This window comes from Mucilaginibacter arboris, from assembly GCF_009754915.1.
Taxonomy (GTDB): domain Bacteria; phylum Bacteroidota; class Bacteroidia; order Sphingobacteriales; family Sphingobacteriaceae; genus Mucilaginibacter_A; species Mucilaginibacter_A arboris.
The window spans coordinates 51,444-63,748 of the sequence record NZ_WPIK01000002.1 but is presented as its reverse complement, the minus strand read 5'-3'; the positions used below and the strand labels follow the sequence as shown (position 1 = coordinate 63,748).

Sequence of the window (12,305 nt, the reverse complement as noted above, 5' to 3'; positions counted from 1 at the left end):
CAAAAAAGAGAAATGCTTCTTTTACCGGATAAAACTTATATCTTTCTTTTACCAGAAATTGATGTTATTTCATTCGGGACTGCATTAGCTAAACTTTTAATTATCAACGGGGAAGAAGCACCGATTTGGATAGCTAACATTTTATTTACGTCAGCTTTACTATCAAAATAAGCATAGGCAATAACAGCTGATATTACAGGATATATAATGAACGGCAACCAATAGGCATAGTCTTTAAAATCAGGCCTTCTACTTTTTGGTGTTTTACTTAATTCTGCCAAATTAAGAAGCTGAGCACAAATACTTCCAAAAACCGATAAAAGAATGGCTTGCCAATTCATTTAATCTATCCGGTTTTTAAAAGCACCTACTAACTTCCTTAAAAAAGGCTCTTCTTTTCTAAAGCGGTTTCTGGTGGTAATAATGGGTTGCTTTTCTTCATTTGTAGATAAAACAAACTTATTCGACTCATTAATCGTTTTGAATATATCGTTAGATGTAACGCCAGTAACTGATGCAACCTCATTAACACTATGCCATAAACTTTCATTATCGTTCAAGACATCATAAATCTTACTTTCGATCTCTGTATTGTTCTCAACAATGTTTTTCATAATTATATTATTTAGCTGTCTTAAAAATAATTATCTAAATTAAGTTTAATTTCAATAGCAATCAAAGCTATAATTGTTTAACATTTAAGAGAAATGCTTCTTTTATCGCCTAAAAATTTACTTATGGCCACACACCCAGGTTTTTGTAGGAAACGGCAATCTTGTTAATTGCAACTACAAAAGCGGCTGTACGCAAAGTATCAATTTTAGGATTTTGAACGAGTGTTTCGCGAATTTCATGGTAAGAACGAATCATGGTATCTTCTAAACCGGAGTTTACCAATTCCAGTTCAGATGCCCCTTTTACAATAGTAGAACGTTGCATTGGTGTTAAAGCCACGCCGGTAATCCCTTCTACCATATTTACTAAATTTAAACTTGCTGTTTCTTCAAAACGACGATTGATACGGCCAAAAGAAACGTGCGACAAGTTCTTCAACCATTCAAAATAAGAAACGGTTACACCACCGGCATTGGCATACATATCCGGAATAATCATTCCGCCACGGGCAGTAAAAACAGCTTCTGCCTCTGGCGAAGTTGGTCCGTTTGCACCTTCTGTAATGATTTTTGCCTGGATACGATGAATATTATCAGCTGTAATCTGGTTTTCAAGAGCAGCAGGAACTAAAATATCACAAGGTTGCTCCAAGCCTTCCATAGTGTTTTTAAACTCTTTAGTAGCCAAAGGATAACCCAAAATAGAACCTGTAGCTTTTCTATGCTCAAAAACAGTATTAACATCGAGGCCACCTTCATTGTAAATTGCGCCTTCAAACTCGCAGATACCAACAATTAAGGCACCAAACTCAGCTAAAAACTTTGCTGAATAAAATCCAACATTTCCTAAACCCTGTACAATTACGCGTTTGCCTGAGATTCCTGGCATTAAGCCAATCTTTTTCATGTCTTCTGCAACGCTTACACATTCACGGGTAGCAATAGCAACACCGCGGCCGGTAGCTTCCCGCCTTCCGGCTATTCCGTGTAAAGCAATTGGTTTTCCGGTAACGCAACCTAAAGCGTCTCCTTGTCCGGGGTTCATGGTTGCATACGTATCAGCGATCCAGCCCATTTCGCGTTCCCCAGAACCATAGTCAGGGGCCGGAACATCAATACTTGGTCCGATAAAGTTCTTTTTGATCAGCTCTACCGTATAACGGCGCGTAATATTTTCCAGGTCCTGAACAGAATAATTTTTTGGATTGATCTTGATTCCGCCTTTGGCACCTCCAAACGGAACGTTTACAATAGCGCATTTATAGGTCATTAAAGCAGCAAGCGCCATTACTTCATCTTCATTAACCATTTCGCTGTAACGGATGCCTCCTTTTGTGGGCGATTGGTGGTGCGAATGTTCTACCCGCCAGGCATCAATCACTTCAAACCCATTTCCTTTACGGATAGGGAAACGGAAACGGTAAACGCTGTTACAGGATTTTATCTGATCTAATAAGCCTGCATCGTGCTGGGTAAATTGTGCTGCATGGTCAAAAAACTGACAAACATCACTAAAAAAGTGATTCTCAGTTTCTGACATAATAAGTGAATTACTCATAATAAATTTTTGTTATGTTAACTGGTTTATAAAAGGTGTACAAAGTTGAAGGAAATTATTCCAATTACACAACTTCTTTATTGCCAGCGTATACGTTATAACATTGGGTAGGGTTAATTTTCGCGTTCGATCTTTTTTAAACGCTTATCAATAGTGAACAGATAAATTGCCAAACCAATAAAAATGATGACAATAGTTGCAATAACAACATATATTTTTCCGGAGCTCCGCATCTGATCGGCCATTTCAACATCGTTGTTTTGTGCATACAGCAATGTTGCCGAAAATAATAGTAAAAGGGAAAGCAGTATTTTTTTCATCAGTTATTCTATCGTATTTCTTTTGTTTTCAATTAAACGGATACGGTAACGAAGTGTGGCAATCCAAACAGCAATAAGCGGCCATGCAATAAAAGCCGGATAAAGCACTATACGCATCCTGCTGTCCAGGTCATACTTGCCAAAAGCAGGATTTCCGCCGTTTCCAGGATGGAGTGAATCTGTTAAACGTGGTAAAATAAAGATCAGCACGATCATGATCGGAAAAGCAAAAATATTATAAACTGCAGAAATTTTGCCGCGCTTTTGCTCTTCGTCAATAGAATTACGAAGTACTAAATAAGCACAATACAATAAAAAGGCAATGGCAGCGCTGTTCTGTTTTGGATCGTTGCTCCAGAAATCTCCCCAGGTATATTTTGCCCAGATCATCCCGGTAACCAATCCGAAGATAAAAAACACTACGCCGGTATTTACGGATTCGACAGCTATCAAATCATATTCTTCTTTACCAGTACGTAAATATTGAATGCTGTAAAAAACAGAAATACTAAAAATAACCAGCATGGCCATCCACATAGGAACGTGAAAATAAAGGTTACGAATAGTTTCGTGCAGGATGGGCAACGCTGGTACGTGCAGCAATAAACCTGCAATCAGGGTATAAATTACCATAACCACAGCAAGTAATTTCCACCAGCTTTTATAAATAAACTTCATTTTAAAATTTGTTAGGCAAAGGTAGCACTTGCATCTTCATTTCAGGATATTTTACTATTTTACCCACTATTTTTTATGCTGTAAAAGAAGCATACGCGGTTTTTAACGATGATAAATTATCAACATATAAAACCAAATAAAATAATACAGTGTTAGCAATTACAAAAAATCAAATTTACATGTTTGGTTAAAAATGATCTATTTAATTTAAGGTGTCATTTTTGTAAAAGCAATTAAGAATTAATTTAGACTATTATTTGAATTATAAACTATACATGGACCAACGTTATAAAATCTTTACCTGGCCTTTTAACCAACAATATTTGTTTGAGTTAGCACAGGGAGATTTTGATATATATATCCCGGAAGGGCAGAACAGCTCTTTTCAGCAGCAGTTTTCTTCTCAAAAAAATGTGATAGAAACAAACGAAGCAGCCATAAAAGACCTTTCATTAGATTGTATTTTGTTTCAGGATGAATACAGTTATAAAACCGCGCAATACGAGGTTTTGTCTGATCAGCAACGCCAGCTTCCTAAAATTTACTTAGAACATCATCCTCCCAAACAACATCCCACAAATGCGAAACATCTGGTAGAAGACCAGGATGTTCAGTTAGTTCATGTAAATCATTACAATGCCTTAATGTGGGACAATAACCAGTTACAGGTTACTGTAATTGAAAACGGTGTAACAACCAACACGGTTAATTTTACCGGAGAAAAAGCAAGCGGCGTAGTTGTTTTAGAAGAATTTCCTGCTGACGGCCGTGTAACCGGACGGGATATTTTTATGCAGGTAAAAGAAGCATTACTCTTGGAGGTAGTTCAAATTGGTAAAGAAGATGTTACTTACCAGAATTTACCCGAAAAATTGAGCCAGTACCGATTTTTATTCTGCCCCGACCGTTACGCAAGTCCCGGATTTGCTGTTTATCTGGCAATGATGACAGGCATGCCAGTTGTAGGGTTGGCTACTACAGATTTGCCTGCTTTAATAAGCAGTGAAGTTTCAGGTTTTGCAGATTCTGATTTGAATTACTTGATTTGTAAGATGAAGGTATTATTGGATAATCAGCAATTAGCCATACAGATGGGTTTAGAAGCCCGAAAAACAGCCTTACAACGTTTTAACCAGAACCGCTTTTTAAAGGATTGGAAACAAATGTTAGAAAACACAATTGCCAGCAAACCTTTACTTATTAAAATTTAAGACCTTTTGAACCTAAATATTATTTGATGGGCCAGCATGATTTACAGTACAAAAATCTAAAACAATTATTGTTTATGGCAGACTCATCATCTTTAAAAAACAAATTAAACGAATGAAAAACAGGATAGCCTTCATCAGTGAACATGCTTCTCCTTTGGCTATGCTGGGCGGTGTGGACAGTGGCGGACAAAATGTGTATGTGGGAGAACTTGCCAAGCATATTGCACAATCCGGATATGAAGTCGATATTTTTACCCGTAGGGATGATGCGCGTTTCCCTGAAATTGTTTCCTGGGTGCAAGGCGTGCGTATTATTCATATTACGGCTGGGCCGGAGAATTTTATCCCAAAGGAAGACCTGTTGCAATACATGCCGGATTTTACAGCCGAAATGGTTGCTTTTATAGCACGCGAACAAGTGGATTATGCACTGGTCCATGCTAATTTTTGGATGTCTGGACTGGTTGCGTGCAATTTAAAAAAGCAGTTAAAAATACCTTTCGTTATCACTTATCATGCTTTAGGGCATGTTCGCCGTATCCATCAGGGCGAACAAGATAAATTTCCGAAAGAACGTATTTTAATAGAAGAAGATATTGCCCGAAAGGCAGATCAGATTATTGCCGAATGTCCGCAGGACCAGGAAGATTTGATTAACTATTACAACGCCGACCCGAATAATATCACCATTATTCCATGTGGTTTTTGTCCGACAGAATTTTATCCGATCGATAAAAAGCTGGCCCGGATGATCCTCAACCTCGAAACCAACGAAAACATTATCCTGCAGTTAGGCCGGATGGTTCCGCGAAAAGGAATAGATAATGTGATCCGTGCTTTGGTTAAAGTTAAAAAAACAGATACACCTTTACGTTTAGTGGTTGTGGGCGGAGAAACAGACAATCCGGACACGGATCAAAACCCGGAAATGCTCCGCCTGAAAAAGCTTGCTGCAGATCATGGCGTTTTGGCTGATGTTACTTTTGTTGGCCGCAAAAACCGCGATATTCTTAAATATTATTATGCTGCTGCCGATATTTTTATCACAACGCCCTGGTACGAACCTTTTGGCATTACCCCTTTAGAAGCGATGGCTTGTGGCACGCCGGTAATTGGTGCAAACGTAGGCGGAATTAAGCACAGTGTAGCCGATGGAAGAACAGGCTTTTTGGTCCCGCCAAATAACCCCGATGCACTTGCCCAGAGAATATTTGAACTGATAAGCGATAAAAAGCTGCTGAACGATATGCGTGATAATGCCATCAGGAGGGTCAACGCTTTGTTTACCTGGCATAAAATTTCGGAAATGGCCATCAGCATGTACGAGAAAATTATTCACGGAAACGCTTTTGGAAGCGAAGAAGACAATGAGTTGATGCTAATCGATCAGGCATTTGATAAAGCTGCCGATACTTTTTTACGTGCAAAAAGAGCCTTGCGTATTCCCGTTGCCCAGGCAGCAACATTAATCAGCAATGCTTTAGCTGCCGATAAAAAATTACTGGTTTGCGGCAATGGCGGCAGTGCAGCCGGAAGCTTACATTTTACATCAGAAATGATGGGCCATTTTGAAAGTTCAGAAAGGCAAGGTTTACCAGTTATTTCGCTTGCTGCAGATACTTCTGTACTTACAGGTTTCGCTAATGATATTGGTTTTGACGATGTTTTTTCCCGACAAATAGAAACTTACGGTAAAAAAGGTGATATTTTACTTTGCATGAGCACCAGTGGCCAATCAGTAAACATTGTGAATGCGATAAAAGTTGCGCATAAAAAACACATGACTTGCATTGCCTTACTTGGAAAAGGCGGCGGCGATGCAGCAACTTATGCGCACTTAAATATCATCGTACCTTCTAATAGTCCGCATCGGATTCAGGAAATCCACCTGCATCTTTTACATACTATTTCCCGTTTGGTAGAAAATCATTTATCTACCAGAAAAAACAAAACAACCAAAATAACGAAAACAGCTTCGGTAAAATAAATACCAATTTTATAGGCATAAAAGAAGCATTGTTGTAATCAATCCCGTTGTCATCCCCCACCGCAGGGAGAGATCTTTATCAAATGGGTAAGGGCGATTCGTGAACCGCTCCTACAAAAGTAAAGAGGGTTCCTCCTATCGTCGGAATGACAGCACAGGAATGGTAAAATGCTGAAAATTAGAAAATGAACAAGGCCATTTTTATTGATAAAGACGGAACGCTGATCCCCGATATCCCTTACAACGTAAACCCTGAACTCATTACCTTGCAGGAAGGCGTAACCGAAGGCTTAAAATTGTTAAAGGCACAAGGTTATAAGTTTATCATGATCTCGAACCAATCTGGCGTGGCACGGGGTTATTTTAAAGAAGAAGCCATGGCTGGTGTAAAAGATAAAATACAAGCTTTATTAGAAGCAGATAACATCCAATTCGATGGTTTTTACTGGAGCTTCAATCATCCGCAGGGAACAGTTGCAAAATACACAGTAGAATGCAACTTTCGGAAACCAAAACCCGGAATGATCTTGCAGGCAGCAGAAGAGCATCAGATAGACCTGAAACAATCCTGGATGATCGGCGATATTTTAAATGATGTAGAAGCCGGAAAAAAAGCAGGTTGCCAAACTGTTTTGATTGATAATGGCAATGAAACGGAATGGGTGATGAACACCGACCGCACACCTGATTATAAAGCTAAAAACTTTTTTCAGGCAGCGGCTTATATTACAGATGTTCACAGTACCGATTTAGGTATGTAAACTGATGGATAGTTGGCAAAATTGTAAAAATATACTGGTAATCCGGTTAGATAATATGGGCGACCTGCTCATGTCAACCCCGGCAATCCGTGCTTTAAAAGAAACCTTTAAAAGCAAAATTACCGTTCTAACTTCTTCCATGGCAGCAGGAATTACACCTCATATTCCTGAAATTGATGAAACGATTACCTTTGATGTTCCCTGGGTAAAAACTGCCAATGCTTCTTTTAGCAATGTTTTTTTAAAGATGGTTGATGTTTTGAAGGAAAAGCAATTTGATGCTGCCATAATTTTCACGGTTTTTAGTCAGAACCCAATGCCTGCCGTTATGCTTGCTTATCTGGCTGATATTCCAAAACGCTTAGCTTATTGCCGCGAAAACCCTTACGAACTTTTAACTAATTGGGTTCCTGATGAAGAACCTTATACTTTGATCAAACATCAGGTAAAGCGCGATCTGGATTTGGTTGCAACGGTCGGCACAAAAACTTCTAATGATCTTTTATCACTCAAAATTCCTAAGGCCTGGAATTCAGCCAAAGAAAAGTTGCATAAAAACAGCATCGATCTGCAAAAACCATGGATCATTCTGCATCCCGGCGTAAGCGAAATAAAACGACAATATCCAACGCAAAACTGGATTGAATTAGGAAAAAGATTAATTGCAGATTTTGATTGCCAAGTTATTATTACAGGTTCTGCATCAGAAAAAAAACTGACTGATGAAATTCAGCAGGGCATCGGCACAAATGCTTTTTCCGTTGCAGGATTATTATCGTTAGATGAATTTATTTGCCTGATAAAAGAAGCATCGCTGCTGATTGCTGTTAATACTGGCCCGGTTCATATTGCAGCAGCAACGCAAACCCCGGTTATTGTACTTTATGCGCAAACAAATCCTCAGCATACACCTTGGAAAACGCCGAATAAGGTTTTATTTTTTGAAGTGCCTGAAGCATTGCAAAGCAAGAATGAAGTATTAAAATTTGTGCAGAAGGAAGCCGAAAAAGTACCGGAAATAGTTGCTGTGGAAGCTATTCTGGAAGCTGTTGCTACTCTGTCATTTTAACGTTAGGAGGAATCTTAATCGAAGTAATTAGAATTTATAGTTGAAAGAAGATTTCTCCCTGCGGTCGAATGACAGCAAAAACCAAAATGACTAAAGAAGTTAATGCCCTTGTTTGGCCAACGCTTCGTAAATTTCGGCACTTAGTAACCCGCTCCCGCCGCCAAAGTGCTGTAAAAAAATAGGCGCAGGTTTTTGGGTGCTAAAAACAGCTTTTAGTTTTTCTTCGCTTTCCGGATCAATTCCGGAACAAAATAAAACAATGCCAACGGGTTGCTGATGGAACAGTTCAATCGCTTCTTCATTGGTAATGGCACCAATTCCATTCCATTGTCCGTTAGCATTAATTAATCGTAAAACAGTTGCTAAAATTTTAGTATCGCGATGGATGGCCAGGATATTTAAACGGTGCATGGTTTTGAAAACGAAAGAAGCCGGAAGATGTTTTTAGATGATACCTCCAGCTTCACGGATTAAATAATTAAAAAAGGATCAGCCAGTTAAATATTCATCGGAATATCCATCAATAAAACTTCTGCACCTGCAGAATCAGCTGTAAAATGAAGCTGATCTACATTCCAGATGCCAAAACCATCGCGGCGGTGCAATTGCTGTCCGTTGATGGTTACATCGCCTTCCAGCACAAAAGCGTAAACGCCGTTATCAGTTTTTTTTAGGTGATAATTAGTTTGAAAACCCTGGTCAAATTTTCCGAGGCTAAACCAGGCATCCTGCTGTATCCAAACGCCGGCATCATCCGGATTGGGGGAAAGTATTTGCTGAAAATTATTGTGCCTGTCTTTTACATCTAAAGAAACCTGATCGTAACGCGGAGTGCCATTTAACTTATTTGGATACAGCCAGATTTGCAGGAACTGAACCGGTTTATCCGGATTTTTATTTTTTTCGCTGTGAAAAACCCCTGTTCCGGCACTTATAATTTGTACATCTCCTTTGCGGATAACGGCCACATTGCCCAAATTATCTTGGTGTTCCAAATCGCCTTCCAGTGGAATACTCACAATTTCCATATTATCGTGCGGATGGCTTCCAAAGCCCCTGCCCCCGGCAACGGTATCGTCGTTTAAAACGCGAAGCGCACCAAAATTGATCCTTTCCGGATTATAATAATTAGCAAAACTGAAAGTATGATAACTATCGAGCCAACCATGATTTGCGTGCCCGCGACTATTTGCTGTATGAAGGACTGTATTTGTCATGCTGTTTTTACCGTTAATTTTTACAGTAAAATCAACAGCAGAATAATTTGCTATTGATTTGATTAACAGTACAAATGTCAGCTATCCGAATGGAAGTTCGTATTGATACAGATTAAGAAACCAGCTACTTTTTGCGCAAAAGTGAGGCCCGGATACGGCTTAGCGCTTCTGGTGTAATACCGAGATAAGAAGCAATTTGGTATTGCGGCACGCGCTGGGGCAAGATCGGATATTTTTTTATAAAGTTTAAATAACGTTCTTCTGCAGAAGCAGTTAAACCCGTAAAAAAACGGTTCTCTAAAACCGAATAGGCACGTTGTACCAATAGCCGGAAAACACGCTCCAACTGTGGCACCTGCTTAAATAATAATTCTTTGTTTGGATAAGTAATTTGCAGTAACTCTGTTTCTTCTATGGTTTCGATATAGAGATGCGACGGAACTTGTTCGGTAAAACTAACCATATCGCTTACCCACCAGTCTTCTACCGCAAACTGCAAAATTACTTCATCGCCGTTTGGGTCAATGTAATATCTTTTTACGCAGCCTTTAACTAAATATGCTTCAAAATTGCATACCTGGCCTTCACTAAGCAATAATGTTTTCTTTCTGTAAGTTTTATGTTGAAAGAGATGATGTACCAGATCCAATTCATCTGTTGATAAATTTACATGGTTACTTATATTTTTATCAAATGCTTCAAACATTGGGTTAGAAGGTTACTACTGAACAATTATATCCTTATATTCCGGGTGCCTGCGTAAAAACACCTGAACGAAACGGCAATAATTTTTCACTTTTAAATGGTTTTTACGGGCATATTCCAAGGCATATTTTGCTAACTGTGAGCCAATACCCTGTCCTTCTACCCCTTCCGGGACCTCTGTATGCAAAATAGACATGGTTTTTCCATCCATTTCATAAGCAATTAAAGCAAGCCCTTGCGGCAATTCTAATTCAAACTGGTTTTCTTCTTCGTTTACAATAATTTCCTGATCCATAAAATTCATTTAAAATACTACTATAAACGAAGCATAAAAGTTTTAACCCGATCTACAGGATTACTCAGAAAGAATGAAGCAATTTTAACAGGTAACTACCATAACCACTTTTACGGTATCTTTCTGCCAATACTTTAAGCTGCTCTTCACCAATAAACCCTCTGCGGAAAGCAACTTCTTCTATACAGCCAATTTTTGTATCCTGACGTTTTTCTATCACTCGAACAAACTCTGTGGCATCACTTAACGAATCAAAAGTACCAGTATCCAGCCAGGCTGTTCCGCGGTCCATTACACCAACGTGCAGCTTTTTCCTTTCCAGATATACTTTATTTACATCAGTAATTTCGTATTCGCCGCGCGGAGATAAAGGAATATCTTTAGCAATTTGTACTACTTCGTTATCATAGAAATACAATCCAGGTACTGCGTAATTAGATTTAGGGCGCTCCGGTTTTTCTTCGATAGAGAGTGCTTTAAACTCATCATCAAAGTCTACCACGCCGTAACGTTCCGGGTCTGATACATGATAAGCGAAAATAGCTGCGCCATCAACCTGGTTAAATTTCCGTGTTAAACGGCCAAAACCAGCGCCGTAAAAAATATTATCGCCCAAAATAAGTGCTACTTTATCGTTTCCTATAAATTCTTCGCCAATAACAAAAGCTTGCGCCAGTCCGTTAGGCGTTTCTTGTACCGCAAATTCAAACCGGCAGCCCAAATCACTGCCGTCCCCTAACAAGCGCTTAAAACTGCTGCTGTCTTCTGGTGTAGTTATAATCAATATCTCGCGTATATCCGAGTGGATCAGCACCGATAGCGGATAATAGATCATCGGCTTATCATATATAGGCATTAACTGCTTACTGATTGCTTTAGTTATGGGATAAAGGCGTGTTCCTGATCCGCCGGCAAGTATGATTCCTTTCATTATTATTGGTGTTGATGAGGTTGAGGTTAATATTTATTGATTTTGAGAAAGTGCAGCAATACATTTTTCCAAACTATGCCGCCAGTAGGGAATTTCTATCCCGAAAGTTTTTTTAATTTTAGATTTATCCATTACAGAATAAGCAGGGCGTGTAGCCTTTGTAGGATATTCTGCTGTGTGGATAGGCAAGACTTTTACTTCGGTGTTGCTGATATCAAAAATACCTTGTGCAAAATCGTACCAGGAAGTAACACCTTCGTTGCTGTAATGATAAATGCCGTAAGCCCGACTGCCAGATTCTATAATTTGCAGGATAGCCGAAGCTAAATCAATTGCATACGTTGGCGTCCCTACCTGATCTGCAATAATTTTCAGTTCATCCCTTTCTTTGCCAAGCTTCAGCATCGTTTTTACGAAGTTGTTGCCGTGTTCAGAGTAAAGCCAGCTTGTCCTTAAAATAAAGTATTTTTCTGTATTTGGCGGGATTACCTGCTCGCCTTCCAGCTTGGTTAAACCATAAACGCTGATGGGTTCTGCCGGGTCTGTTTCTATTAAAGGGTGCGGTGTATTGCCGGCAAAGATAAAATCGGTAGAAACCTGTACAAAAGCGGTAGTATGCTCTTTACATAAAACTGCAATGTTTTCTACACCCGTTTTATTTATTTTCCGGGCAAGGCCTAACTCATCTTCAGCTTTATCAACAGCCGTATAAGCGGCACAATTAATTACATATTGGGGTTGATGTTTAGCAAAAAGCTGCTGTAAAGCTTCAGTATTTAAAATATTGGCTTCCGTTTCGTTAGGGAAAGCAATATCTGTTATATTCATTTCGGCAGCTACCTGCTTTAAACACTGGCCCAACTGCCCCGATGCCCCGAACACTACTATTTTACTCATGGGTATTTTAATATAAGTTTTATTTGTAACGATATTGTTCTAAGATAAGTTACTTTAAAAAG

15 protein-coding genes are annotated in these 12,305 nt (G+C 39.1%); 4 read left to right on the top strand and 11 right to left on the bottom strand.

Annotated elements, in window-relative coordinates; genetic code table 11:
* Nucleotides 1–35: 35 nt before the first annotated feature.
* The 5 genes from GO621_RS02180 to GO621_RS02160 all read right to left on the bottom strand — a co-directional run bounded on the left by GO621_RS02180 (nucleotide 36) and on the right by GO621_RS02160 (nucleotide 3,170).
* Entirely contained in the window at nucleotides 36–341 is a 306-nt protein-coding gene (locus GO621_RS02180) for a hypothetical protein (RefSeq protein ID WP_157563779.1), read from the bottom strand.
* A complete protein-coding gene (locus GO621_RS02175; protein WP_157563777.1) occupies nucleotides 342–614 on the bottom strand; it encodes a hypothetical protein in 273 nt (90 codons plus the stop codon).
* Between the two features lie 121 nt (nucleotides 615–735).
* Nucleotides 736–2,172, bottom strand: a complete 1,437-nt coding sequence (locus GO621_RS02170; protein ID WP_198170100.1) for a Glu/Leu/Phe/Val family dehydrogenase — start codon at nucleotides 2,170–2,172, stop codon at nucleotides 736–738.
* 113 nt (nucleotides 2,173–2,285) lie between these two features.
* Entirely contained in the window at nucleotides 2,286–2,492 is a 207-nt protein-coding gene (locus GO621_RS02165) for a CcmD family protein (RefSeq protein ID WP_157563775.1), read from the bottom strand.
* Between the two features lie 3 nt (nucleotides 2,493–2,495).
* Complete coding sequence (locus GO621_RS02160; protein ID WP_157563773.1) at nucleotides 2,496–3,170, bottom strand: cytochrome c biogenesis protein; 675 nt, start codon at nucleotides 3,168–3,170, stop codon at nucleotides 2,496–2,498.
* Between the two features lie 275 nt (nucleotides 3,171–3,445).
* Between GO621_RS02160 and GO621_RS02155 the strand changes: the two genes are divergently transcribed.
* The 4 genes from GO621_RS02155 to GO621_RS02140 all read left to right on the top strand — a co-directional run bounded on the left by GO621_RS02155 (nucleotide 3,446) and on the right by GO621_RS02140 (nucleotide 8,198).
* Entirely contained in the window at nucleotides 3,446–4,381 is a 936-nt protein-coding gene (locus GO621_RS02155; RefSeq protein WP_157563771.1) for a glycosyltransferase, read from the top strand.
* Nucleotides 4,382–4,493: 112 nt separating this feature from the next.
* Entirely contained in the window at nucleotides 4,494–6,368 is a 1,875-nt protein-coding gene (locus GO621_RS02150) for a glycosyltransferase (RefSeq protein ID WP_157563769.1), read from the top strand.
* Nucleotides 6,369–6,553: 185 nt separating this feature from the next.
* Nucleotides 6,554–7,129 carry a D-glycero-alpha-D-manno-heptose-1,7-bisphosphate 7-phosphatase gene (locus GO621_RS02145; protein ID WP_157563767.1) on the top strand — a complete coding sequence of 192 codons (576 nt, stop codon included), beginning with the start codon at nucleotides 6,554–6,556 and terminating at the stop codon, nucleotides 7,127–7,129.
* Between the two features lie 4 nt (nucleotides 7,130–7,133).
* Nucleotides 7,134–8,198, top strand: a complete 1,065-nt coding sequence (locus GO621_RS02140; protein WP_157563765.1) for a glycosyltransferase family 9 protein — start codon at nucleotides 7,134–7,136, stop codon at nucleotides 8,196–8,198.
* Nucleotides 8,199–8,297: 99 nt separating this feature from the next.
* On the opposite strand, the gene GO621_RS02135 is transcribed toward GO621_RS02140, so the two are convergent.
* The 6 genes from GO621_RS02135 to rfbD all read right to left on the bottom strand — a co-directional run bounded on the left by GO621_RS02135 (nucleotide 8,298) and on the right by rfbD (nucleotide 12,243).
* On the bottom strand, nucleotides 8,298–8,609 hold the full coding sequence (locus GO621_RS02135; RefSeq protein WP_157563763.1) for a response regulator receiver protein: 312 nt from the start codon (nucleotides 8,607–8,609) through the stop codon (nucleotides 8,298–8,300).
* Nucleotides 8,610–8,695: 86 nt separating this feature from the next.
* On the bottom strand, nucleotides 8,696–9,415 hold the full coding sequence (locus tag GO621_RS02130) for a pirin family protein (RefSeq protein WP_157563761.1): 720 nt from the start codon (nucleotides 9,413–9,415) through the stop codon (nucleotides 8,696–8,698).
* Nucleotides 9,416–9,539: 124 nt separating this feature from the next.
* Nucleotides 9,540–10,121 (bottom strand): Crp/Fnr family transcriptional regulator, encoded by a 582-nt coding sequence (locus GO621_RS02125; protein ID WP_157563759.1) that lies wholly within the window; start codon nucleotides 10,119–10,121, stop codon nucleotides 9,540–9,542.
* Nucleotides 10,122–10,136: 15 nt separating this feature from the next.
* Entirely contained in the window at nucleotides 10,137–10,424 is a 288-nt protein-coding gene (locus tag GO621_RS02120) for a GNAT family N-acetyltransferase (protein ID WP_157563757.1), read from the bottom strand.
* A gap of 55 nt (nucleotides 10,425–10,479) precedes the next feature.
* Complete coding sequence (rfbA, locus tag GO621_RS02115) at nucleotides 10,480–11,346, bottom strand: glucose-1-phosphate thymidylyltransferase RfbA (protein WP_157563755.1); 867 nt, start codon at nucleotides 11,344–11,346, stop codon at nucleotides 10,480–10,482.
* Between the two features lie 33 nt (nucleotides 11,347–11,379).
* Nucleotides 11,380–12,243: a dTDP-4-dehydrorhamnose reductase gene (rfbD, locus tag GO621_RS02110; protein ID WP_157563753.1), complete on the bottom strand. Its 864-nt coding sequence runs from the start codon at nucleotides 12,241–12,243 to the stop codon at nucleotides 11,380–11,382.
* Nucleotides 12,244–12,305: the final 62 nt, after the last annotated feature.